Source organism: Natronomonas sp., assembly GCF_028274965.1.
Taxonomy (GTDB): Archaea; Halobacteriota; Halobacteria; order Halobacteriales; family Haloarculaceae; genus Natronomonas.
On the sequence record NZ_JAQCNO010000001.1, the window covers coordinates 25,717 to 46,023 of the forward strand.

Annotated in this window: 27 protein-coding genes; 7 read left to right on the plus strand and 20 right to left on the minus strand. The window is 70.7% G+C overall.

What is annotated here, in order from left to right; translation table 11 throughout:
- Nucleotides 1–18 precede the first annotated feature (18 nt).
- From Q0916_RS00145 to Q0916_RS00155, 3 genes are all read right to left on the minus strand, one after another.
- Nucleotides 19–477, minus strand: coding sequence for a hypothetical protein (locus Q0916_RS00145; RefSeq protein ID WP_299232653.1), 459 nt, complete (start codon nucleotides 475–477; stop codon nucleotides 19–21).
- 95 nt (nucleotides 478–572) lie between these two features.
- Nucleotides 573–803: an Lrp/AsnC family transcriptional regulator gene (locus Q0916_RS00150; protein ID WP_299232656.1), complete on the minus strand. Its 231-nt coding sequence runs from the start codon at nucleotides 801–803 to the stop codon at nucleotides 573–575.
- 3 nt (nucleotides 804–806) lie between these two features.
- Nucleotides 807–1,493 (minus strand): potassium channel family protein, encoded by a 687-nt coding sequence (locus tag Q0916_RS00155; protein WP_299232659.1) that lies wholly within the window; start codon nucleotides 1,491–1,493, stop codon nucleotides 807–809.
- A gap of 109 nt (nucleotides 1,494–1,602) precedes the next feature.
- On the opposite strand from Q0916_RS00155, the gene Q0916_RS00160 reads away from it, so the two are divergent.
- On the plus strand, nucleotides 1,603–1,848 hold the full coding sequence (locus tag Q0916_RS00160) for an Lrp/AsnC ligand binding domain-containing protein (protein ID WP_299232662.1): 246 nt from the start codon (nucleotides 1,603–1,605) through the stop codon (nucleotides 1,846–1,848).
- A 69-nt stretch (nucleotides 1,849–1,917) separates the two neighbouring features.
- Here Q0916_RS00160 and tmk read toward each other — a convergent pair whose 3' ends face one another.
- From tmk to Q0916_RS00195, 7 genes are all read right to left on the minus strand, one after another.
- Nucleotides 1,918–2,505: a dTMP kinase gene (tmk, locus tag Q0916_RS00165; protein ID WP_299232665.1), complete on the minus strand. Its 588-nt coding sequence runs from the start codon at nucleotides 2,503–2,505 to the stop codon at nucleotides 1,918–1,920.
- A 105-nt stretch (nucleotides 2,506–2,610) separates the two neighbouring features.
- The gene (locus tag Q0916_RS00170; RefSeq protein WP_299232668.1) at nucleotides 2,611–3,237 is read right to left on the minus strand and encodes a 30S ribosomal protein S3ae; all 627 of its coding nucleotides are present in this window, start codon (nucleotides 3,235–3,237) and stop codon (nucleotides 2,611–2,613) included.
- Nucleotides 3,234–3,464, minus strand: coding sequence for a KEOPS complex subunit Pcc1 (locus Q0916_RS00175; RefSeq protein ID WP_299232672.1), 231 nt, complete (start codon nucleotides 3,462–3,464; stop codon nucleotides 3,234–3,236). Before Q0916_RS00175 ends, Q0916_RS00170 begins: the two co-directional genes overlap by 4 nt.
- Nucleotides 3,461–4,540 (minus strand): hypothetical protein, encoded by a 1,080-nt coding sequence (locus tag Q0916_RS00180; protein ID WP_299232675.1) that lies wholly within the window; start codon nucleotides 4,538–4,540, stop codon nucleotides 3,461–3,463. Before Q0916_RS00180 ends, Q0916_RS00175 begins: the two co-directional genes overlap by 4 nt.
- Nucleotides 4,541–4,544: 4 nt before the next feature.
- Nucleotides 4,545–5,009, minus strand: a complete 465-nt coding sequence (locus Q0916_RS00185) for a 30S ribosomal protein S15 (RefSeq protein ID WP_299232678.1) — start codon at nucleotides 5,007–5,009, stop codon at nucleotides 4,545–4,547.
- A 179-nt stretch (nucleotides 5,010–5,188) separates the two neighbouring features.
- Complete coding sequence (locus Q0916_RS00190) at nucleotides 5,189–6,046, minus strand: RNA ligase family protein (RefSeq protein WP_299232680.1); 858 nt, start codon at nucleotides 6,044–6,046, stop codon at nucleotides 5,189–5,191.
- A gap of 1 nt (nucleotide 6,047) precedes the next feature.
- On the minus strand, nucleotides 6,048–6,512 hold the full coding sequence (locus Q0916_RS00195; RefSeq protein WP_299232682.1) for a DUF5812 family protein: 465 nt from the start codon (nucleotides 6,510–6,512) through the stop codon (nucleotides 6,048–6,050).
- Nucleotides 6,513–6,598: 86 nt separating this feature from the next.
- Here Q0916_RS00195 and Q0916_RS00200 point away from each other — a divergent pair, with 86 nt between their 5' ends.
- Nucleotides 6,599–7,876: a glucose-6-phosphate isomerase gene (locus Q0916_RS00200; RefSeq protein ID WP_299232685.1), complete on the plus strand. Its 1,278-nt coding sequence runs from the start codon at nucleotides 6,599–6,601 to the stop codon at nucleotides 7,874–7,876.
- Between the two features lie 2 nt (nucleotides 7,877–7,878).
- On the opposite strand, the gene Q0916_RS00205 is transcribed toward Q0916_RS00200, so the two are convergent.
- The 3 genes from Q0916_RS00205 to Q0916_RS00215 all read right to left on the minus strand — a co-directional run bounded on the left by Q0916_RS00205 (nucleotide 7,879) and on the right by Q0916_RS00215 (nucleotide 9,394).
- On the minus strand, nucleotides 7,879–8,619 hold the full coding sequence (locus tag Q0916_RS00205; protein WP_299232687.1) for a CPBP family intramembrane glutamic endopeptidase: 741 nt from the start codon (nucleotides 8,617–8,619) through the stop codon (nucleotides 7,879–7,881).
- A 74-nt stretch (nucleotides 8,620–8,693) separates the two neighbouring features.
- Complete coding sequence (locus tag Q0916_RS00210; protein WP_299232690.1) at nucleotides 8,694–9,149, minus strand: NOB1 family endonuclease; 456 nt, start codon at nucleotides 9,147–9,149, stop codon at nucleotides 8,694–8,696.
- Between the two features lie 5 nt (nucleotides 9,150–9,154).
- Complete coding sequence (locus Q0916_RS00215) at nucleotides 9,155–9,394, minus strand: PRC-barrel domain-containing protein (protein WP_299232693.1); 240 nt, start codon at nucleotides 9,392–9,394, stop codon at nucleotides 9,155–9,157.
- A 179-nt stretch (nucleotides 9,395–9,573) separates the two neighbouring features.
- Here Q0916_RS00215 and infB point away from each other — a divergent pair, with 179 nt between their 5' ends.
- Together infB and Q0916_RS00225 are read left to right on the plus strand one after the other, a co-directional pair.
- Nucleotides 9,574–11,382 (plus strand): translation initiation factor IF-2, encoded by a 1,809-nt coding sequence (infB, locus tag Q0916_RS00220; protein WP_299232696.1) that lies wholly within the window; start codon nucleotides 9,574–9,576, stop codon nucleotides 11,380–11,382.
- 76 nt (nucleotides 11,383–11,458) lie between these two features.
- On the plus strand, nucleotides 11,459–11,647 hold the full coding sequence (locus Q0916_RS00225) for a hypothetical protein (RefSeq protein ID WP_299232698.1): 189 nt from the start codon (nucleotides 11,459–11,461) through the stop codon (nucleotides 11,645–11,647).
- An 18-nt stretch (nucleotides 11,648–11,665) separates the two neighbouring features.
- Here Q0916_RS00225 and Q0916_RS00230 read toward each other — a convergent pair whose 3' ends face one another.
- The 4 genes from Q0916_RS00230 to Q0916_RS00245 all read right to left on the minus strand — a co-directional run bounded on the left by Q0916_RS00230 (nucleotide 11,666) and on the right by Q0916_RS00245 (nucleotide 15,059).
- Nucleotides 11,666–12,697 (minus strand): dipeptide epimerase, encoded by a 1,032-nt coding sequence (locus Q0916_RS00230; protein WP_299232700.1) that lies wholly within the window; start codon nucleotides 12,695–12,697, stop codon nucleotides 11,666–11,668.
- Entirely contained in the window at nucleotides 12,694–13,707 is a 1,014-nt protein-coding gene (locus Q0916_RS00235; protein WP_299232702.1) for a DUF1611 domain-containing protein, read from the minus strand. The genes Q0916_RS00230 and Q0916_RS00235 overlap by 4 nt, the downstream gene beginning before the upstream one ends.
- 113 nt (nucleotides 13,708–13,820) lie before the next feature.
- A complete protein-coding gene (locus tag Q0916_RS00240) occupies nucleotides 13,821–14,699 on the minus strand; it encodes a Vms1/Ankzf1 family peptidyl-tRNA hydrolase (protein WP_299232704.1) in 879 nt (292 codons plus the stop codon).
- 24 nt (nucleotides 14,700–14,723) lie between these two features.
- Nucleotides 14,724–15,059, minus strand: coding sequence for a DUF5802 family protein (locus tag Q0916_RS00245; protein ID WP_299232705.1), 336 nt, complete (start codon nucleotides 15,057–15,059; stop codon nucleotides 14,724–14,726).
- Between the two features lie 204 nt (nucleotides 15,060–15,263).
- Between Q0916_RS00245 and Q0916_RS00250 the strand changes: the two genes are divergently transcribed.
- Nucleotides 15,264–16,139 (plus strand): hypothetical protein, encoded by an 876-nt coding sequence (locus Q0916_RS00250; protein WP_299232708.1) that lies wholly within the window; start codon nucleotides 15,264–15,266, stop codon nucleotides 16,137–16,139.
- Between the two features lie 125 nt (nucleotides 16,140–16,264).
- Complete coding sequence (locus Q0916_RS00255; RefSeq protein WP_299232711.1) at nucleotides 16,265–17,029, plus strand: ArsR/SmtB family transcription factor; 765 nt, start codon at nucleotides 16,265–16,267, stop codon at nucleotides 17,027–17,029.
- A 3-nt stretch (nucleotides 17,030–17,032) separates the two neighbouring features.
- On the opposite strand, the gene Q0916_RS00260 is transcribed toward Q0916_RS00255, so the two are convergent.
- Nucleotides 17,033–17,557 (minus strand): hypothetical protein, encoded by a 525-nt coding sequence (locus Q0916_RS00260; RefSeq protein WP_299232714.1) that lies wholly within the window; start codon nucleotides 17,555–17,557, stop codon nucleotides 17,033–17,035.
- A 140-nt stretch (nucleotides 17,558–17,697) separates the two neighbouring features.
- Here Q0916_RS00260 and Q0916_RS00265 point away from each other — a divergent pair, with 140 nt between their 5' ends.
- Nucleotides 17,698–18,465 (plus strand): hypothetical protein, encoded by a 768-nt coding sequence (locus tag Q0916_RS00265; RefSeq protein WP_299232717.1) that lies wholly within the window; start codon nucleotides 17,698–17,700, stop codon nucleotides 18,463–18,465.
- Between the two features lie 21 nt (nucleotides 18,466–18,486).
- On the opposite strand, the gene Q0916_RS00270 is transcribed toward Q0916_RS00265, so the two are convergent.
- Nucleotides 18,487–19,137: a hypothetical protein gene (locus tag Q0916_RS00270; RefSeq protein WP_299232719.1), complete on the minus strand. Its 651-nt coding sequence runs from the start codon at nucleotides 19,135–19,137 to the stop codon at nucleotides 18,487–18,489.
- A 42-nt stretch (nucleotides 19,138–19,179) separates the two neighbouring features.
- A complete protein-coding gene (locus tag Q0916_RS00275; protein ID WP_299232722.1) occupies nucleotides 19,180–20,217 on the minus strand; it encodes an NAD(P)/FAD-dependent oxidoreductase in 1,038 nt (345 codons plus the stop codon).
- Between the last annotated feature and the right edge of the window lie 90 nt (nucleotides 20,218–20,307).

The following is a 20,307-nucleotide window of genomic DNA, read 5'->3' on the forward strand; positions in this document are numbered from 1 at the left end:
TCCGGGCGTCCGCGCGGATCAGGTCCGGGCGCGCTCCGACAGCGCCGACAGCGTCGCCGCCTCCCGGAGGTCGCCAACGTCGCAGTACCACGCGCCGCGGACCCCGTGGCCGTCGTTTTCGACCGGAGAGTCGAGCGGGACGAGTTCGTCGAACTCGAAGACGACGACCACGTCCTCCTCGGAGAACGGATCGATGAGCGCCGCCCAGTCGGCCTCCGACATCGGCCCGGCCCCGCCGCGGACCTGCTCGGTCCGGTCGGTCACGCGGGCGTAGTGCGTGATCGCCGAGACCGGGTCGGTCCGGTAAAAGGCCATGTACTCGAACGCGGCGCGGGTCCGATCGTACGACCGCGGGGCCGGGTAGAAGCCCTCCCGGCAGCGCTCGAAGGTCGCCGCCTGCGTCGCGACGACACAGACGCTCGCCCCGGCCGGGGCGTCGTCGTCCGGGCTGTCGGCCGCGAACCGATCGAGATCCATGCGTCACCCTCGGGGTCGGGACGCTTATTTTGGACGGCGACCGCGTCGGCTGCCCCGATGCGACGTTTTAAATAGCACGCGTCGCGGCGTGCGGCCTACTCCATCGCAACGTACGTTCGGGTGTCCTCGACGCCCGACAGCGACTGGATCGCGTCGGCGGCGATCTCCTTGACCTCCGCGGGCGAGTCGACCTCGACTTTCGTGATGATGTCGACGTCCCCGGCGACGATGTGCGCGGAGACGACGCCGCCGATCGCCTCGATGTCGTCTCTGAGCCGCCCGGCCTTCCCCGTGTGGGCCTTGACCATGATGTAGGCGACGACCATCGCTCAGACACCCCCGTCGGCGAGCGCGCGGCTGGTGTCGCCGGCGATGATCTGCTCGACCTCCCGGAGGACGCTGAAGTCGGCGATCACGATCAGCCGGTCGCCAGACTCCAGCGAGGCGTCGGCGTCGGGGAGCCCGAGCTGTCCGCCCTCCTTGCCGAACGCGAGGAGCCGCGAATCGGCCGGCAGCTCCAACTCGGACAGCGAGTACCCCCGCATCGGCGACCCGGACGTGATCGTCAACTCGACGAGCTGGAGGTTCCGGGCGATGTCGGCGACGGCCCGGACGCTGCCCCCGACGAGGGCGTTCTTGGCGGCGATCGCGCCGAGCCGTTCGGGGTAGATCACCTCGTCGACGTCGCCCGCGTACTTCCCGACGACGTACTCGCGTTCGTCGCTTTCGGCCCGGAGGACGGTCCGACAGCCGTGGCGTTTGCCGACCATGCAGGCGATGATGTTGGTCGCGAAGTCGCCGGTGAGACCGGCGATCCCGTCGACGCTGTCGAGGTCCCGGGACAGAAGCGTCGATTCCTCGCTGCCGTCGCCCTCGATGACGTCGAACCCGGCCTCCCGGAACCGCTCGGCTTTCGTCACGTCGGACTCGACGATGACGACCTCGTGGTCCTCCTCGCGAAGCACGCGAGCGGTCCGCGTTCCGACCCGGCCGGCACCGACGATAACGAATTTCATAGGCTACGGTACGACGACCCGCCACAATAATGTTACTCAATCACACGATCCCGCCTTCGGGTCCGGTCCGCCGGCGCCTCCCGGCCCGCGAAAGACTTTTTTCCGCCTGATGACACTTGGTACCATGGTTCGTGCGTTCATCACGGTGAAAACGGAGACGGGGCAGGCCGAGACGCTCGCTGGGGCGCTCACCGACATCGAACACGTGACCGCCGCGAACGTGGTCGCCGGCGACTTCGACGTCATGGTCGAGGCCGAGGCCGGGGAGGTCTACGAGCTCATCGACGCCGTCGCGACGCGGGTCCGCGGCACGGAGGCGGTCGAGGAGACGAAGACGTACGTCTGTCTCGAGTGACCCCGCGACCGCGGCGAAAGCGCGGGCCGTCGGTGCAACTCGAAAGCGGACCCCCGTTGCGGCCGGCCGTCACTCGAGGAGCTCCCTCACGGCCGCTTTGGCCGACTCGATCACCGCCGCCCGCGGGCGGGTCGCGTCGATGCGGTGAAACCGCTCCGGCTCGGCCTCGATGAGCCGCTCGTAGTTCGCCCGGACCTCCCGGAGGTACGACGCGGTCTCGAACTTGTTCGTCGCCCCGGCGCGCTCTGCGCCCGCCTCCGCCGGCAGGTCGAAATACAGCGTCAACTCCGGGGGCTCGGTGATCGGTCGGTGGATCTGTTTAATATACTCCATCGGGTCCTCGAGCCGTCCGGCGAGCGTCGCGCCCTGGTAGGCGTACCGCGAATCTGAGTACCGGTCCGAAACGACGAGCGTCCCGTCCGAAAGCGCCGGCCGAACGACCCGCGAGAGGTGATCGGCGTGGTCCGCCGTGTACAGAAACAGCTCCGCGAGCGGGTCAGCATCGTCGTCGTCGATCGATCTCGCGACCGCATCGCCGTACCACGAGTCGGTCGGTTCGCGGGTGAACACCGCCTCGTCCCCGAGCGGCGACTCCCGCAGCGCCTCGGTGACCGTCGTCTTGCCGGCCCCATCGATCCCCTCGAGCGTGACGAGCATACGCCGAGTGTCGGGCGGGCCACACATCAGCGTGACCATCCCGGTCACCCCGAGCGACGGGCGATAGGCGACGGGCAACGGGCGAGTCTTTGGGCCGACTCGGTCTCAGGCCCCGTCCTCGACGTCGACCGCGGTCTCCTCCTCGGCGGCGACCTCCTCGGGTTTCGCCTCGACGCGGGTCTTCTGTATCTCGACGCGCCGCAGCGGGTAGATCGTCTTCGCCTCGTTGTAGATCGCCGAGGACAGCCGGCCCTCGACGATGCCGTCGACGAGACCCTCGAAGGTCCGCTCGGCGGCGGCCTCCTCGACGAGATCGACCATCGTCTTCCGGACCGCCCGCTCCTGGCTGTGGTCGGCCGACTTCGTCGTGTACGCGACCGGCTGGACCTGCACCCGGTACTCGTCGGTCGTCAACACGGTGACGAAGGCGTCGACCTTCGAGGTGCCGCGCCGGGTGAGACTCCGCAGGTAGTCCCGCGTGAGTTCGTGTTTGATGAACTCGGTGTAGGCGGTGTCGCTGCCGACGTCCGTGATCTGAAACGTCAGCTTCGTGTTGTTCTCGCTCGGGTCGTTCTGCAACTCGCCGAGGGTCGTCTCGATCGTGCGGTCGTAGACCTGTTCCGGTTCGTCCGCGGGTGTTTCACCGAGTTCGGCCCGGTCGAACATCTCGGGGGCCATCACGGTGTACCATCGCTTCTCCTGTTTCTGCTTGGATACTGATCGTTCGCTCATAGTTGTGTTATCGTGTCGGTCGTTCGCTGTGCGACTGTGAGGTTCGCAACGTAGTCGTCGACGCTCGTCCGGAGTCCGCCGGTCGTCTCCCGCTCGATGGTCGTCACGACGGTCCCCTCGGTCGGATCGGCCCGCGTCGACATCTCCTCGGTGTTGTCGGGTTCGAGCGCGGCCGCGATCACCGCCGGGTCCTCGTGGCTCGTCCGCAGCGTCGCCCGCGGCGTCATAGCGCCCTCCGGAACGCCGCGACGAACTCGTCGGCCGTCCCCTCGAACGTCGCCGTCGCCGCCCGGCCTCCGGCGGTCGTCCGTCCCTCGAGTGCGGCCGCCGCCTCGGAGAAGGGGTCGCCCGTCGGCTCCTCGCCGACGACCGCCGACGCGCCGTCCGTCGCCGCCAGTGCCGTCGGTTCGGGCGATCGATACCAGAACGCGAGCCGCGAGAGGCTCCCGAGGACGGCCGGTGTCGCCTCGTCGGGACGGACCACGTACAGCCCGTCGTACCGCCGCGTGTCGGCGCTCCGAAGCGCGGCGTGGACGCGCCCGCCGAGCGCCCGCCAGGCGTCGTAGGCGGCCCCTTCGACGCCGTACCCGAGCGCGAGCGCCAGCCCGGTCGCCGGCTCCGTCCGGGCCGCGGCGTCGAGTACGTCCGCGTAACCGCCGAGCGTCTCGAAGCGATCGGTCGCGTACGGGCGCAACGCCCGCTCGATCGCCGTCGCGGCGCGCGGCGGCGCGTCCTCGATCGCCGACAGCGCAAGCAGGGACGCGACCTCCCGGCCCGTCGGATCCTCGGTCCCGAGCCCCGAGACCGCCGCGCCCGCCGCGTCGACGTCGCCGGAAAACGCCGCGTGTGCGAGCGTCGAGAACGCCAGCCCCTCGGCCGGGTCGTCGGTCGGGACCGCAACCCCGGGGCGCCGTTCGAGCCCCGCCCGTTCGAGGAGCCCCGACGGCGGGTCCACGCCCGCAGAGACCGCGCCTGCGAGTGCGAGTTCCGGATCGACCGCGTCGGGAGCCAGCGCCTCGAGGATCGAGGCGGCCTCGAGCGCCCGCGAGCGCTCCCGGAGGCTCACGTCGCCGATCCGGCGGCCGATCCCGACGGTGCAGTCGGCGTCGGTAGCCGGCGGCTCCGGAACGGCGGCGGAACTCGCCTGGTACGGGATCGCCGCCGCCTCGAGCCCGCGGGCCAACAGCCCCGCCGCTGCTAAGGAATCGCCGTCCGACGCCGAGACGAGCCGAACGAAGTCGGCCCGCTCGATCGCCGACGCGGCGCGGTCGGGGGTGTCCTCCGGGTGGCCGGCGGCCGCCATCCGACTACTCCAGTAGCTCCTTGGCCTCGTCGTACTCGTAGGTGAACTCCGCGTCGAGTTCGTCGCCGCGGTAGTAGTCGACGAGCCGGCGGATCTTCGACTCCGTGTTCTGCAGCGCGCGCTTGTTCTGCGCGTCGCCGGGGTTTCGCTCCATGTGGTCGCGGAGCCGGACGGCCCGCTCCATGAGGCTCCGGAGGTCCTCGGGGAAATCGCCCGTCGCGTCGTTCTCCTCGAGGATCTCCGTGACCTTCTTGCCGGTCGCGAGTTTCACGTCCGGGACCGGGACGCCCTTGACGCCCTCGTCGCGGAGTTTGCGGCCGATCTGGCTGGGCTCGTGGCCCGCCTCGGCCAACTCGACGACGCGCTCCTCGATCGCCGATTCGTCTACGTCGCTCCACTCCGGTGGTTCCTCTGCCGTGGGGCGGTCCGAGCCGGACGACCCGCGACGGCGTGAATGCATTCGTGCCATTGGTAGATTGGAACTGCACGGACCGCTCGCAGGCGGCACGAGCCGCACCGACGCGCCGTTCGCGCCCGTGTCTCGCGCCAGCACTACCGCAATCCCGAGCCGGCCAACCGGCCGGCGAGTCAGATTTGCGGTCGCGCGGTTCCCATCGAAGTATGGTGCGTTCGGGGTGAAAACGGTTTCTACTCGCCGCCCGCCCGGCGCTCGTCCAGAAAGCCCCGCACCCGCGCCGCGAGCGCCTCCCGGAACGCGCCCGCCTCGACGCCGTCCCCCCGCGACAGCGTCGCGTGTCTCTCCCGGAAGACGTCCTCGAGTGCGCGCTCGTACAGCGCCTCGACGGTGACGGCCTCCCCGCGGTCAGAAAGCGTCGAGGCGAGCCGCTCGAGGCGGCGCTCGGTCACGTACCGGTCGGCTACCGCGCCCGCCGACGCCTCAGGCGGGTCGGGCTCCGGGTCGCCGTCCGATCCGACGGCGGGACCGACGATCTTCGCCCGCCCGCCGGCTTTGTTCCGGACGACGACGCCCTCCGCGGGGCCGTCGTAGTACGCCGACTCGGGGACGGCGTACGATCCGGGGTCGAAATCGCGGGTGTGTACCTCCCGCTCGACGACCGGCACCGACTCGAGCCCGAGGCGCTCGTAGATCCGCTCGACCGCGTCCGGCGGCCGGAACCGCTCCTCGTCGGCCGACCACACGTCGAACCCGAGAAACGACGGGAGCCGCTCCCAGTCGTACTCGATGGTCCGCTTTTGTGTCGCCTCCCCGAACAGCACGACGGACTCGACGTCATCGAGTGCGCCCCGGAGCGCGCCGCGATCGAGCCGTTCGCGGACGTGCCGGACCGCGTGTCGGTACCGTGTTGGGACCGCGTCGGGGTCGTCGTACACCGCCGTCTCGGTCCCGACCCGGAGCAGCCCCGAGTCCCGGAGCTGCACCCGGAGGCGCTCGCCGTCGATCTTCTCGGTCACCCAGAGGTGCCCCGACGCGAACAGCCCCGCGGCGGCGTCCTCGGCGGTCGGTATCGGCGGGTACCCCCGCATCTCAGGGGAGGTACCTGACGCTGACGACGCCGGCGTCGCTGCGGACCTCGACGCGGTCGACGCCGAGACGGGCCGCGCGGACGAGCGTCGCCTCGTCCTCGAGGACGTCCCGCGTCGCCGCCTCGGTCCGTTCTTCGGGAACCGTGAGGACGTGGAGTTCCCCGTCGCCCGCCCGCGGCTCGGCCGTCACCTCCCCGGCCGGCTGCTCGGCGGCGATCTCCCGCTCCTGACGCGTCGGGGGTTCGGGGCTCTCCTCGACGGTCACGCGGCTCCGCGAGTCGACGTCGACGAGCCGGTATGTCACCTCCATCGGCGGCTCCGGCTCGACGGTGCCCTCTACGACGTCGCCGGTCTCGACGCCGGGGTTCTCGGCGAGGGTGTGCACCTGGCCCCGCTCGACGTCTTTCAGCACCGCCGCGTCCGACTCGGCGTGCGTCACCAGAAACCGACCGTCCTGTTCGCTCATACCCGACCCGAGGCGTCCGGTGCCCTTCGGGGTTTCGGGGCGGGCGCTACCGGTAGGCCCTTTAGCGTCGGGTCGGCAGGTGCGGTATGCACGTCGATTACGGGAACGCGCTCGCCTCGGAGGCCGTCACGGGCGTTTCCGAGTCCTCGCTCGAGGCCCTCGAGGGGCGCGTCGAGCGGGCCCACGATCGCATCGAAAGCGAAATCGAATCGCGGACGTTCGGGTACGCGAGCCTCGCGCTGCCGGCGGACACCGACGCGGCGGCGATCGATGCGACCGTCGCGGGGTTCGACCCGGAGGCCGTGTTGACCGTCGGCATCGGCGGGTCCGCACTCGGCGCGGACGCCATCACGGAGGCCCTCGGCGTCCGGGAGCACTACAGCCTCGACAACGTCGATCCGGCCCTGACCGACCGACTGCTCGGGGAGCTCCCGCTCGAATCGACGCTCGTCAACGTCGTCTCGCGGTCCGGAACGACCGCCGAAACGCTCGCGAACTTCCTCGTCGTCCGCTCGGCGATGGCCGAGGCCGGCGTCGACTGGACGGAGCGGACGGTCGTCACGACCGGCGACTCCGGGCCGCTCAGGGAGCTCGCCGACGAACGCGGCCTGCCGACCTGCCGCGTTCCCGAGGGCGTCCCCGGGCGCTTTTCTGCGCTGTCGGCGGTGGGGCTGCTCCCCGCCGCCGCGCTCGGCTGCGACATCGAGGCGATACTCGACGGCGGGGCCGAGGGCCGGGCCGGGCTGTCGCCGTCGCTGTCGGGCGCGCCCGCCTACGCCTACGGTGCGGTCGCGTACGCGCTCGAACAGCGCGGCGCGACGACGAACGCCTTCGTCCCCTACGCCGAGGCCCTCGAACCGTTCGCCGAGTGGTTCGCCCAACTGTGGGCCGAAAGCTTGGGCAAGGACGGCCTCGGACAGACGCCGGCCCGAGCCCTCGGGGCGACCGACCAACACTCCCAACTACAGCTGTACCGCGCCGGCCGGAGGGACAAACTCGTGACGCTGCTTCGCCCGACCGAACGGGAGGACCGCGCGATCCCGGAGACGGACGTCGGGGCGCTGTCGTATCTCGGCGGCGGGACGCTCGGCGGGCTGATCGACGCCGAGTTCGAGGCGACGGAGGCCTCGCTGGCCGCCGCCGGACAGCCCAACGTCCGCCTCGAGATCGACCGCATCGACGCCCGGAGCGTCGGCCGGCTCCTCTACGACCTCGAGGCCGCCTGCGTGCTGTACGGGGAGCTCTCCGGCGTCGAGACGTTCACGCAGCCGGCCGTCGAGTGGGGCAAGCGGGCGACACGGCGACTGCTCGAGGACGACTCCGACGCGGCGCTCGAAGAGAAGACGCGCCGCCGCGTCGAGTAGGCTCAGACCACCCCGACGGCCTCGACGTAGCTGAGCCCGAACGTGATCGCGTTGTAACAGCCGTGTGCGAGCACCGGCACGAGGAGGTTCCCCGTGTGCTCGTACACCGTGCCCAGGATTGCCCCGAGCGGCAGCACGATCACGAGCAGGGTCACGAGGGTTCCGGCCAGGTTCGTCGGATCGAGGTACGCGAAGACGTGCGTCGCCGCGAAGATGACCGCGGCGATGGCGACGGCGCTGTTGGTGTCGAAGGGCTCGCCGAGCCGCGTCTGGACGATGCCCCGATAGAGGAACTCCTCGGCGGGCCCGACGAGAAGCAGCGAGATCGGGACGAACGCGAGCCCGACGGCGGGGTTCGCCCTGATGCTGTCCCCGATGTTGTGCTCGACGATCGGCAGCCCCAGGCGGGTGACGAGCGCCGACACGGCGACGGCGAGCCCGAACAGGACGACCACGGTTGCCACCGTCCACAGCCCGTCCCGGACCGACGGCGAGCGGAGCCGGACGTACGACAGCGGGAGCCCGTACCGGAGCAGATACACCGCCCCGACGCCGGCGACCCCGGCGTACGTCCCGACCGTGAACACGAGCTGTCCCGGCAGGCTGTCGATCGGTACCGACAGCGGGGTGCCGACCAGTCCGAACGTCACGATGCCGAGAAGGAACCCGACGAGCAGTCCGACGGTGCCGAGCGCGGCCATCGACGCGGCCACGAACCCGGGGCGGGCCGATCGTTCGCTCATTGCCGGCCGTACGACCGTGTGTAGATTAAGCCTGTCCGTCCGCGGCTCGCGGCCGTCCGATCGCCGCCCGCGAGTCAGGGGCGCTTTCGCTCGAGGCCGCTGCCGCAGATCTCACAGCGGTCGCGGTCCTCCTCGAAGACCCGACCGCAGCCCTGGCACTGAAAGCGCCACTCGAGGCGCTCGTCGATCCCCTCCTGTGCGATGACGTCGACTGTGATGTCGAGCTTCTCGGCGACGTTCTGCATCGCGTAGTCGTCGGTGACGAGCGTCGCGTCCAACTCGAAGGCCGTCGCGAGCAGGCGGACGTCGGTCCGCGACAGCGTCCCGGCGTCGCCGGTCTCCCGGGCGGCCCGCTCGGTCCGCTCGACGGTCTCGGCGTCGGGAACGTGGATCCGCATGCCGGACCCCTCAAGCGCGTCGAAGCGGTACCCGGCCTCGTCCTCGAGTTCCTCGCGGACCATCGGGATCGTCGCGATCGGTTCGTCCGTCGCGTACTCGTCGATAAAGGCCGACGAATCGAGGACCTGCATCGAACTCAGCGGTCGACGACGATGGTGTCTTTGACCGCCTGAACGCGGTTTACCGGCACGCGGTAGTTGCCCTGTTCGTCGCGTTCGAACTCGAGGTCGTCGGCCCGCTGTGCGGGATCGAGAACGAGGTACTGCAGCGATCCCGTCCGGAGGTCGGCGGTGATGTTGTACAGCGTTCCGAGGTTGGCCCCGTCCGATCCCATGATCTCCTTCTCCGAGAGGTTCTCCGCGAGTATCCCAGCCATGTCTCGGCGTTGATCGTTGTACGGTATCAACGTTCGGGTCGGCGACGGACCCACCGATGCCCCGGCGTCGTCGTTCCCGGCAGCGTCCAACGGAGGCCGGGCCGTCCGGACGGCGAGTCGACATTGAAACGGTTATATGACCGCGGCGGCGACAAAAACGTAAGGTAAGGGTCTTTTCTATGTCTGAATCCGACACCACGGACGCCGGGAACGCGCCGGAGCTGCGGACGCCGATCGTCGCCGTCCTCGGCCACGTCGACCACGGGAAGACGAGCCTCCTTGATGAGGTCCGCGGCTCGGCCGTCACGGCGGGCGAGGCGGGCGCGATAACCCAACACATCGGCGCGACGGCGGTCCCGCTCGCGACGATCTCCGAGATCGCCGGCTCCCTCGTCGACCCAGACGACTTCGACCTTCCCGGGCTCTTGTTTATCGACACGCCGGGGCATCACTCCTTTTCGACGCTGCGCTCTCGCGGCGGCGCGCTCGCCGACATCGCCATCCTCGTCGTCGACGTCAACGACGGCTTCCAGCCCCAGACGTACGAGGCGCTGAACATCCTCAAGCGGACGCAGACGCCGTTCATCGTGGCCGCGAACAAGATCGATACGGTCCCCGGGTGGAACCCCAACCCCGACGATCCGGTCCAGACGACCCTCGAGGCACAGAGCGACCGGGCCGAGTCTAGGCTCAACGAACAGCTCTACGAGATCATCGGCCAGCTCTCCGACGAGGGCTTCTCGGCGGACATGTACTGGCGCGTCCAGAACTTCCGGGAGAACATCGGCGTCGTCCCCGTCTCCGCCGAGACCGGCGAGGGGATCCCGGACCTGCTGACGGTGCTCATGGGGCTCTCCCAGCGGTACCTGAAAGACGAGATGTCGATCGACACCGACGGCCCGGGGGTCGGAACGGTGCTCGAGGTCAAGGACGAACGCGGCTTCGGGACGACGCTCGATACCGTCCTCTACGACGGGACGATCCGGGCGGACGACACGATCGTCGTCGGCGGGCAGAACGAGCCGATCCTCACCGACGTCCGGGCGCTCCTCCAGCCCCAGCCGCTCGCGGAGATCAGGACCGAACGGCAGTTCGAGCAGGTCGAGTCGGTCCGCGCCGCGGCCGGCGTCAAGATCGCCGCGCCGGATCTCGACGACGCGATGGCCGGCGCGCCGGTCCGGGTCGTCCGGGACCGGAACGTCGAGGAGATCGTCGCGGCGGTCCGGGCCGAACTCGCCGACATCGAGGTCAGCACCGACGAGCGGGGCCTCGTCGTCAAGGCCGACACGCTCGGGTCCCTCGAGGCCATCGCCAGCAACCTCAAGGACGCCGAGATCCCGATCGTTCGCGCGGAGGTCGGCGACGTCGCCCCCCGGGACGTGGCCGTCGCCTCGACCGCCGAGGACCCGAAGAACAAGGCAATCTTGGGGTTCAACGTCGAGGTGCTCGACGACGCCGAGGCGGAGATCGAGACCACCGGCGTCGATCTGTTCGCCGACGACGTCATCTACCAGCTCGTCGAGGAGTACGAAGCGCACGTCGCCGCGATCGAGGACGCCCAACAGGAGCAGATCCTCGACAAGATCCAGCGGCCCTGTCGGTTCCGGATCCTCGAGGACCACGTCTTCCGGCAGTCCAACCCCGCCGTCGTCGGCGTCGAGGTGCTCTCGGGAACGCTCAAGCGGAACTCCCGGGTCGTCGCGTGGGCGGGCAACGAACCCGAACGCGTCGGGGAGCTGAAATCGCTTCAGGACGCCGGCGAGGACATCGACTCGGCGCGGGCCGGCGAGTCCGTCGCCGCCTCGATCGACGGCCCGACCGTCGGCCGCCAGATCAACGAGGGCGACGAGCTCTGGACGGAGATCCCCGAAAAGCACGCGAAGATCCTCGAACAGGAGCTCGCCGACGAGATCCCCGCCGACGAGCTCGAAGCCCTCCGGATGTACCTCGACAACCACCGAAAGCGCGACCCCTTCTGGGGGAAGTAGACCCCGGACCCGAGGCCGCGCCCGCCCGCGACCGCGAGTAATGAGATTTAATTACCTCCGGTCGGTAGATGGGGGCGTGCCGGAAACGCCAGCCCCGACGCTGACCCGATACGACGGCCTCCTCGCCGCGATGCCGGCCTCCGTCGCCGGCGGTGTCGCCGCCGCCTGGTGGTCGACGCTGTCGGTGTTCGCCGGGATCGGGGTCGGCGGCGGCGTCGCCGCCGCTCTCGTCGCCGTTTCGCTGTTTGTCGTCCCGCCGGAGTGACAGCGTCGACCCGGACCGTCATTTCGGCTCCGCGCCCGTCCCGCGGTCGACCGCCCCGAGGTCGAACCGACCCTCCGAGACGGGGACGCCCTCGTAGGGGTCGCTCCCGAGCAGTAGCGACCCGTCGAGGTCCGCGTAATCGAGCAGCGGAAGCAGGTGCGCCGCCGCGGCGATCGACGCGTTCGTCTCGACCATGCAGCCGCACATCACGTCGAGCCCGTGGGCGCGGGCGGCGTGGATCAACTCGACGGCGGGGGTCAGACCGCCCGTTTTCATCAGCTTCAGGTTCGCGATGTCGCAGCGATCGGCGATCGCCGGGACGTCGGCGGCGGTCCGACAGGACTCGTCGGCGGCGATCGGAAGCGGCGAGCGCTCGTAGACGTACCGGAGCCCGTCGGCGTCGCTCGCCGCGACCGGCTGCTCGACGAACTCGACGCCGAACGCCTCGAGGTCGCGGCACATGTTGACCGCCTCCGTCGGCGTCCACGCCTCGTTCGCGTCGACCCGGATCGTCGCCTCGGGGACCGCCCGCCGGACCGCCTCGACGATCTCGACGTCCCGGTCGGTCCCGAGTTTGAGTTTCACCACCGGGTACCCCTCGGCGACCGCCTCCTCGGCGCGCTCGACCATCGCCTCCGTCCGGTCGATTCCGACCGTAAAGGAGGTGGCCGGACGCGTCGACTCGGCCGAACAGCCGAGGAGCCGATAGACGGGGACCCCGAGGGACTTCCCGGCGAGGTCCCACAGCGCGACATCGACGGCGGCCTTCGCCGCGGGGTGGCCCCGCACCGTCTCCGACAGCCGGTCTCGGATCGCCTCCCGGGCGTGCGGGTTGCCGACCGCTTCGGCCGCCTCGAGTAGCTCCGGGAGCAGCGCCTCGACCGTCGCCGTCGTTTCGCCGTACCGCGCGTCCGGCGCTGCCGCCCCGTAGCCCCGTTCCCCGTCGTGTTCGATAGAGACCACGACGTTCTCGGTCGTCTCGGTCGTCCCGCGGGCGATCCGAAACGGGACGTCGAGCGACAGCCGGACCGTCTCGAATCCCGCGTTCATAGCCGCGAGATCAGGGGCTCGACGCCGCCTCGGACCGGATCGACGGCCGGCGCGCCGAGGGCGGAGCCGTACGCCTCGATCGCCCCCTCGGCCTCGTCGGCCGGGAGATGCGACGTGTTCAACGCGCCGCCGAGGAGTTCCGCCGGCGCGACCGACTCGGCGAGACGCTGGTACGTCTCCGCGACCGCGGCGGGCTCGGGGATCGCGAACGACTCGTAGCCGTGGATGCGCTCTCGCCCCGCCTCGTGACAGAGCACGAGTCGGTCCGGCGCCGCCCCGTGGAGGATGCCGCAGGTGACCGCCGAGTACGCCGGATGGACGATCGAGCCCTGGCCCTCGACGAAGACGTACTCGTGGTCTTCTGCGGCCTCCCGGACGAGTCGCTCGGTCGCGCCCGCCGTGAAGTCGCTGACCGTCCGGTCGATCGCGATCCCGCCGCCGGCGATCATGATGCCGGTCTGACCGGTCGGCACGAACGCCGCGTCGAGCCCGTTGGCGCGGGCCGCCTCGACGAGTTCGAGCGTCGTCGTCATCTTCCCGGTCGAGCAGTCCGTCCCGACCGTCAGGACGATCTCGCTGTCGAGGTCGCGGGCGACCCCCTCGGCGACGGTGAGGTCGTCCGGCGGCCGCCGGACGTCCCGGAGTTCGACGGCGTGCTCCGCCGCGAGCGCGGCGAACTCCTCGTCGTCGTTCAGAAGGTAGTGGAGGCCGGCGGTCACGTCCGCGCCCCGCTCGATCGCGGCCCGGACGTCCGGGCGCCAGGAGTCGTCGAACCCGCCGCCGATCGGCGCGATCCCGATCAGGAGCTCGTCGAAGGCCGCCGCGTCGGCGACGCTCCCGACGACCGGCACGTCTCCCCTATCGGTCCCGGAGACGTGGTCGCCGACCGTCGTCCCGGCGCGCTCGCGGTCGAGGACCGCAACGACGTCCTGGTCGCCGTACCGGAGCACGCCGACGGCGGTTTTCGCGCGGTCCGGGAACTTCCCGTGGGCGAGGATCGCGGTTCGCATACCGGCCTTCAGACCCCGCCGGGTAATAAACGCACCACCGCCGGGGTCGGGCGCGCTCCGATCGCCTCGTCCCACCAGGCCGGGCCGAAACGAGTCGCCCGCCCCGTCGGGCCTCAGAGGCCGTACACGCTGACCGCCCAGAACTCCCTGAAGGCGTCCGGAAGCGCGGCCCGGGGGGCGCCGGTGGCGTCGACGGCCGCCGTCGCGTCGGCGTCGAACTCGCCGACCAACCGGCGGTCCCCGACGACGTACGAGCGGCCGGCGTCGACGGCTGCGAGCGCCTCCTCGCAGCGCTCGACGTGGTCTCGGATCTGTTCGTCGCGGATCCGCTCGAAGCGGGACTGCGAGAACCCGCCCTTCGAGTGGTCGCTCTTGACGTTGCTCTCGAAGCCCTCGAAGGACACGCGCTCGTCGCCCTCGTAGACGCCGACCGCGAACGTGTCCGACCGGACCAACGCGAGCGCGAACCGCCCGGTCGGCCGGAGCCACGATCGCTCGATCCGCGGCGTTCGGCCCCACTCGCAGAACGGCTCCGGCGCGAGCGGCGGCCGGAGCGCGGCGGCGAGCACCCCGGCGTCGTCCGCGCAGACGAGACACGGCGCCGCCCGCGACACGAGCGACGCGTGCTCGCCGAGAACCGACCTGACATCGTCGGGGACGGCGTCCTCGACGTACGCCGTCAGCACGCTCTCGGGGCGTCCCTCGAAGGAGTCGATCCGGTCGTAGACGGCCTCGACGCGGTCCCCGTGGACCGTCTCCTCGCGGCGGAACCCGACTTCCGTGGCGTCCGGCTCCGAGGCGAGTTGCCCCTCGAGGTCGGCGATCCGGTCCTGAAGCCGGTTGATCCGCTCCTCGGCGGACTGCTTTGCGCTGACGGCGTCCGCCCGGCGCTCGCTCTCGGCTTCGAGCCGCGCCTCGAGGCGCTCTCGCTCCTCTTCGAGGGCCTCGATCCGCTCTTTCAGCTCGGTCCGGCCGAGGATGTCGTCGAGCATCGCCGGCACAACGCCTCCGCGCGCCTAAAACCCGGCGGGTCCGTCCGTCCCGAACTGGAGGAACTGCTTTGCGCGCTCGGCCTTCGCGAGAAACACCTCGCTGAGCGTCGGCGGGTTCTCGATGCCCGCCGCCGACAGCGCGCGCTCCGGTAACGCGAGCGTGCGCTGTGGAACCCCTTCGGCCCCCCCGACCGCGAGGTGCGTCGGTCCGACCTTCATCACCAGCGGGCACTCGTCGGACTCGTAGAGCTGCTCGTTGACCCGTTCGTGGTGGGCGGCGTGTATGGCCGCGCGCTCGCCGTCGTAGGGCTCGACGTAGAGCCGACCGAGGTAGTACCCGCTTGAGAACTGTTCGAACATGTCTTATTCGTGTGTTACCATGTGACACATATAAACGTTGCCGCGGGCTCGCCCGGTGCGATCGATCGCTGATTCCAAGGGCGTCGATACACCAGCAGACGGACGGATGAACGCTTTCGCGTCCTCTCGGGGCGTCTATGGGTTCGGGTAAACCGTTCGAACGACCGGCGGTTTTTATACGAAGATCGCCCAAAGTGACACGCGATGAGACGGATCCTGTCCGCCGCGTTCGGACTCGTCGTCGCGCTCGGCGTGGTCGCCGCCCTCGCCGCCGGCGTCGCGACGGCCCAGGCGGCCGACGCCGAACCGAACGCCTCCCTCGGTGCGGACGTCTCGGCGTTCATGCAGGCGAGCGAAGCCGACGCCGAGAACGGGGTCGACGACGGCATGTTCGACGCCGCGCTGAACCGGACGAACGACCCCGACGCGAAACGGGCGCTCGTCGAACGGCGACAGCGACGCCTCGCGGAGCGCGATCGCTCGCTCAGGACGCGCCGCGAGCGGATCGGCGAAACGCCGGGGATCCGGGCCCGCGCGGTCGCCACGCGGGTCGCGGTCGGCGCCGCCGGCCTCGAACGGTCGGCCAACGACACCCGGGCCGTCGCCGCGAGCGTCGGCGCCGACACCGATCGACTGGAGGCGATCCGCTCGAGCGCGCGCGAGATGCGCGGCCCGGACGTCGCCGCCCTCGCCAGCGGTCTCGCCGGGCCTCCCGGAAACGCCCGCGGCTCTCCGGAAGCCGCCCCGGGAAACCGAACCGGGGCCAACCGTCCCGGACGGAACGGCTCGGCGGCCCCGCGGGGTCCCCCGGGGAACGGAACCGACGGAGCCGACCGCTCGGACGCTCCCCAGAGACCGACCGATGGGGACAGTTCGGGCGCGCCCGCTGAGAACGGCCGGGCCGGCCCGCCCGATCGGAGCGATCCGGGACCCGACGCCGACCCCACGGACGAACCGGAGAACGCGGAGAACTCGGGGGGATCTGACGCCGACTCCGCGGGAGCGAACAAAACCGATCGGGGGTCCAACGGGGGGTCCGACGACTCCGGCCCGCCCGCAAGCGCCGGCGCGCCGAACTGACCCGTCCCGCCGGGGCGATCACCCAGTCTGGCCCGGGGAACCGACCGGGGCGGCCGATCCGACGCGTCTCCCCGGACACGGTCGTCACGTCACGCTTTTTTCCCGTCGGACCCTACGAACCGGTAATGGACTCCGCGGCACTCCTCGATCTCCTCGGGAACGAAAACCGCAGGCGGATCCTGCGGCTGCTGTCGCGGAAACCGTGTTACGTGACGGAGATAAGCGAGTATCTCGGGGTGAGCCCGAAGGCCGTCATCGACCACCTCCGGAAGCTCGAGGAGACCGGGCTGGTCGAGTCCGACGTCGACGACGGCCGCCGCAAGTACTTCTCGATCGCCCGGAACCTCCGTCTCGAGGTCAACGTCTCGCCGTACGAGTTCGGGACGAAAAGCGCGTACTCGGCCTCGCAGAACCTCGATATCACCGCGTGGCGACACGTCTCCCTGCACGTCGGACGCGACGACGCGCTCGCCGACGAGACAGACCGACTCGGCGACCCCGGCGAGCGACTCGAGGCGCCCGACGGCGACGTCGATCCGCCGGGGTGGACCGACGGCGACGGCGACGAGCCGCCGGATCTGGCCGCGCTCACCGCGGACCTCGAACGGCTCGAACGGCTCGGAAACGAGCTTTCGATGGCCCAACGGTGGGTTCAGGGTCGGCTGACCGAGACGCTCGATCGGATCAGCGCGCACTTTGAGGGCGTCGACGGGCGGTTTTACGGCGACCTCCTCCGCGGGCTGGCGGACGGCCCCGCGACCGCCGAGGAGCTTGCCGGACGGGTCGACGCCCCGCCAGACGTGGTCACCGACGCGCTGGAGGGGCTCTCGGCGCACGGTGTCGTCGAGCGCGACGGCGATCGGTGGGTGCTGACGACCGACCGGTCCTGACCGCTACACGTCGCGCGTCAGGCCGTCCCGGAGGTCGCGGCCGAAGTACGTGCCGACGACGCCGACGATCCCGCCGAGGCCGCCGGCCGCGAGCGCGAGCGAGATCCCGAACCCGCCGAGGAACGCGACGACGGCGAAATCCAAGAACGTGCTCGCCGCCGCGGCGATCCCGCCGGCGAGGGCCGTCTCGGCGTACCGGCGCTCGTCGACGACGAGACCGAACGCGAACGCCGCGAGAAAGACCCCGAGTAAGCCGGCCCCGGGCAGCGGGACGAACGCGTCCGCCGCGAGGAGCCCCCCGGACGACGCGAGCAGCGCAACCGCGAACAGGCGAGGCGAAAAGAGCCGCCCGGCGCGGGTCGAGAGGCGACCGCGGAGCCCGGAGGCGCCCTCGCTCTCGACGCTCGTCGCGGCGGCTTCGCTCTCCTCTCGGCTGACCCCGTTATCTGTGCCGACGTCGAACTCGGCGGCGAACTCCTCGTCGGTACCGTCCGGCGAGTCCCGCGTTCGGGTCCGATCGCGGCTCATACCCCCTGTAGGGACGCCACCGGTATCGGTCTTTCCCAGGGCGGCTCTCGCCCCGGAGGCGGCAGGCGCTCCGAGGGGGCGGATCCGGCACGTCCGTCGGGAGAGCCAAAGGTTCTACCCGCGGCCGACGAGAGGACAGTATGGCCACCCAGGACGGCGGACACCGCGACGCCGCGGTCGCCGCCATCGCGGAGCGATCGTACGAGCGCGCAGGCGACGAGTACACCCGGGCGGGATGGCGCGTCCTCGCCGACCCGCGACCGGACGTCGCGCCGTTCGAACCCGACGAGAAGGGCTGGGCCGGCGTCGGCCTCGGCCACCTCGCCGTCGCCGCCGTCTGCTATCGGGTGGACGCGACCCCGGCGCGCGCGAGTCGCCGCGCGGTCGAGGGGATCGCGATCGCCCGCGACCTCTCGGCGGGGTTCGAACACCCCGCCCAGCGGGCCTGTCTCTCTGAGTTCGTCGCCGACTTCCGCGCCATCGCCGGGATGGACGGCGTCGACGCGGCCTACGACGACGCCGAATCGGCCTACGAGGCGGCGGCCGACTCGATCGAACGGCCTCAGACGCTCGGGACGACGCCGCTTTTCGAGGCGGCCGCGGCGCCGATAAAACAACTCGCGCGCGGGCTCGCCAACGGCGAGATCGCCGTCGAGTGGTCGGACCTCCACGGCGACGACCCCTCGCGGCCCGGGGCGTTCCTCGCCGCGCGCGCCGCGTACAAACGACAGCGCTTCCGGAGTCTGCTGGAGCGGACGGTCGAGTCCGGCGTCCTCGCCGCGCCGCGCGGGACGACGGAGTACGGCACCGACCACCACCGCTGTCCGAGTTGCGGTTCGACGGACGTCAACTGGGTCGCCGACAGCACCCTCTGTATGCGGTGTTCGCGCCCGACGGAGTCGACCTAAAGCGACGCCGGGCGTCTGCGTTCAAAGCCCGTAGGGATCGAACGCCGGGCGCGTGTCCTCGCCGCGGGGGATGCCGTACTCGTCTCTGAAGCGGTCCGCGAGCGCCCGCCCCGCCTCGGCGAAAAGCAGGATCACGCCGTAGGGCTCGGTGTACGAGGAGGTGTCCGGCGGATCGGGGTCGAAAAACAGCGCCTCGGCCGCCTCCGAGCCGACCTCCGGGATCCCGCGTAAGTGCGGTTCAAGCGGCAACAGCCCTGTCAGGACGTTCGGGACGAACGCGCCGTTCGGCAGCGGGTCGCGGGGCTGGACGAAACAGCCCCCGACCGCCTCGTCGCCGTCGCGCAAGACCGCGTACGCCGGCTCGGTTCGCCCCGGCGTCCACAGCTCGCGGGCGACGTCGGGCGGCCGCACGTCGGTTCCGAATCCCATCTCGACGCGGTCGAGGCGGTCGAGATCGGTCACGCGCCACGGCTCGTCGTCGGCCGCCGGATCGCCGGCCAACACCGCTTCGATCCGGTCGCCGGTCCGGAGGGCGTCGATCTCGGGCTGTCTCTCGCCGTATCCGGAGCTGTAGACGGTGTACAGCGTCGGCGATTCGACCGCCTGGAGGTTGTACTGCGGCACGGACTCGACGACGCGGTACACGCGGAACTGTCCGGACTGCTCTGCCATACGGGTACACACGTCCCCAGGGGCCTATCTCTTCGGCTCCGATCACGCCCCGTGTGCGATCCGCTCGCCGACGTCGAGACCGTTCCGGAGGGCGGCGTGGACCCGCGCCTCGCCGGCGACCCAGTCGCCGAGACAGTACAGGTTCGCCGACTCGGCCGAGTCGAGCGGTCCGCGCTCGACGCCGGCCTCCGGGAGCGCGTACCGCCAGCCTTGGTGGTCCGTCCAGTCGGGCGACCGGAGGCGGTCGTCGCCGACGATGTTCGCGGCGTGGTCGGCGAGCGCCGCGACGTTCCGCTCGGGGTCGTCGTCGTAGTGCTCCGCCGACCACTCCCCGCCGGCCTGGACCACCAACAGCGACTCGCCGTCCGGAACGTGCCCGGCCTTGCACTCCTCGCGTGAAATCCAGCCGACGGCGTGGTTCTTGTCCGTGTTCACCAGCCCGTAGTAGGGCCGATCGATCTCGAAGGGGTAGTGCAACACCGCCGTCCAGACCGTCCGGTACGGGACCGCCTCGGCGGCCTCCCGGAGGGCGCTGCGGTCCGGCGAGTCCCACTCGGCGTCCGCGAGGAGTTCGGCCGTCTGCGGCGCCGGGGGGTTCACGACGAGCACGTCGAAGGGCCCCCACCGCTGTCGGTCGGCGTCGACGAGCGCCCACGCCCCCGCCTCGCGCTCGATCGTCTCCACTCTCGTCCGCCGGTGTACCGTCGCGTCCGTCCGCCCGAACAGCCGCTTTGCGATCTGCGTGAGCCCGCCCCGGTAGCTCCATTTGTGCCCGTCGGCGTCCCGCCCCGGCGAGACCGCCCCCGACTCGTCGAACGTGTAGACCGGCTCGGCGGCGTCGACGAGTCCGTCGTCGTCGAGCGTCTCGGTGAGCAACTCGACGACCCGTTCGTCGTCGGACTTGACGTAGTTCGCCCCGTAGTCGTAGACGAGGTCTTCATGTCGCCGTGTTGCTGCGCGCCCACAGACGCCGCCGGACTTCTCCAAGACGGTGATCTCGGCGTCCGGAAGCGCCGTGTCGAGGACGAGCGTTCCCGCCGCCGCCGCCGCGCCCGCGCCGATGACTCCGATGGCTGGCATCGTCGTTGCTTGGGCCGCGTCGCCCTAACAGTTGTCGGGCGCGCGCTCCATGATCGACTCCAACAGCTTCGATTGGGCCGCGGAGAGATG

Bases quoted from the DNA above. Each gene is read 5' to 3' on its own strand.
- Q0916_RS00145 (WP_299232653.1), bottom strand. From the start codon at position 477: ATGGATCTCGATCGGTTCGCGGCCGACAGCCCGGACGACGACGCCCCG.
- Q0916_RS00150 (WP_299232656.1), bottom strand. From the start codon at position 803: ATGGTCGTCGCCTACATCATGGTCAAGGCCCACACGGGGAAGGCCGGG.
- Q0916_RS00155 (WP_299232659.1), bottom strand. From the start codon at position 1,493: ATGAAATTCGTTATCGTCGGTGCCGGCCGGGTCGGAACGCGGACCGCT.
- Q0916_RS00160 (WP_299232662.1), top strand. From the start codon at position 1,603: ATGACACTTGGTACCATGGTTCGTGCGTTCATCACGGTGAAAACGGAG.
- tmk (WP_299232665.1), bottom strand. From the start codon at position 2,505: ATGCTCGTCACGCTCGAGGGGATCGATGGGGCCGGCAAGACGACGGTC.
- Q0916_RS00170 (WP_299232668.1), bottom strand. From the start codon at position 3,237: ATGAGCGAACGATCAGTATCCAAGCAGAAACAGGAGAAGCGATGGTAC.
- Q0916_RS00175 (WP_299232672.1), bottom strand. From the start codon at position 3,464: ATGACGCCGCGGGCGACGCTGCGGACGAGCCACGAGGACCCGGCGGTG.
- Q0916_RS00180 (WP_299232675.1), bottom strand. From the start codon at position 4,540: ATGGCGGCCGCCGGCCACCCGGAGGACACCCCCGACCGCGCCGCGTCG.
- Q0916_RS00185 (WP_299232678.1), bottom strand. From the start codon at position 5,009: ATGGCACGAATGCATTCACGCCGTCGCGGGTCGTCCGGCTCGGACCGC.
- Q0916_RS00190 (WP_299232680.1), bottom strand. From the start codon at position 6,046: ATGCGGGGGTACCCGCCGATACCGACCGCCGAGGACGCCGCCGCGGGG.
- Q0916_RS00195 (WP_299232682.1), bottom strand. From the start codon at position 6,512: ATGAGCGAACAGGACGGTCGGTTTCTGGTGACGCACGCCGAGTCGGAC.
- Q0916_RS00200 (WP_299232685.1), top strand. From the start codon at position 6,599: ATGCACGTCGATTACGGGAACGCGCTCGCCTCGGAGGCCGTCACGGGC.
- Q0916_RS00205 (WP_299232687.1), bottom strand. From the start codon at position 8,619: ATGAGCGAACGATCGGCCCGCCCCGGGTTCGTGGCCGCGTCGATGGCC.
- Q0916_RS00210 (WP_299232690.1), bottom strand. From the start codon at position 9,149: ATGCAGGTCCTCGATTCGTCGGCCTTTATCGACGAGTACGCGACGGAC.
- Q0916_RS00215 (WP_299232693.1), bottom strand. From the start codon at position 9,394: ATGGCTGGGATACTCGCGGAGAACCTCTCGGAGAAGGAGATCATGGGA.
- infB (WP_299232696.1), top strand. From the start codon at position 9,574: ATGTCTGAATCCGACACCACGGACGCCGGGAACGCGCCGGAGCTGCGG.
- Q0916_RS00230 (WP_299232700.1), bottom strand. From the start codon at position 12,697: ATGAACGCGGGATTCGAGACGGTCCGGCTGTCGCTCGACGTCCCGTTT.
- Q0916_RS00235 (WP_299232702.1), bottom strand. From the start codon at position 13,707: ATGCGAACCGCGATCCTCGCCCACGGGAAGTTCCCGGACCGCGCGAAA.
- Q0916_RS00240 (WP_299232704.1), bottom strand. From the start codon at position 14,699: ATGCTCGACGACATCCTCGGCCGGACCGAGCTGAAAGAGCGGATCGAG.
- Q0916_RS00245 (WP_299232705.1), bottom strand. From the start codon at position 15,059: ATGTTCGAACAGTTCTCAAGCGGGTACTACCTCGGTCGGCTCTACGTC.
- Q0916_RS00250 (WP_299232708.1), top strand. From the start codon at position 15,264: ATGAGACGGATCCTGTCCGCCGCGTTCGGACTCGTCGTCGCGCTCGGC.
- Q0916_RS00255 (WP_299232711.1), top strand. From the start codon at position 16,265: ATGGACTCCGCGGCACTCCTCGATCTCCTCGGGAACGAAAACCGCAGG.
- Q0916_RS00260 (WP_299232714.1), bottom strand. From the start codon at position 17,557: ATGAGCCGCGATCGGACCCGAACGCGGGACTCGCCGGACGGTACCGAC.
- Q0916_RS00265 (WP_299232717.1), top strand. From the start codon at position 17,698: ATGGCCACCCAGGACGGCGGACACCGCGACGCCGCGGTCGCCGCCATC.
- Q0916_RS00270 (WP_299232719.1), bottom strand. From the start codon at position 19,137: ATGGCAGAGCAGTCCGGACAGTTCCGCGTGTACCGCGTCGTCGAGTCC.
- Q0916_RS00275 (WP_299232722.1), bottom strand. From the start codon at position 20,217: ATGCCAGCCATCGGAGTCATCGGCGCGGGCGCGGCGGCGGCGGCGGGA.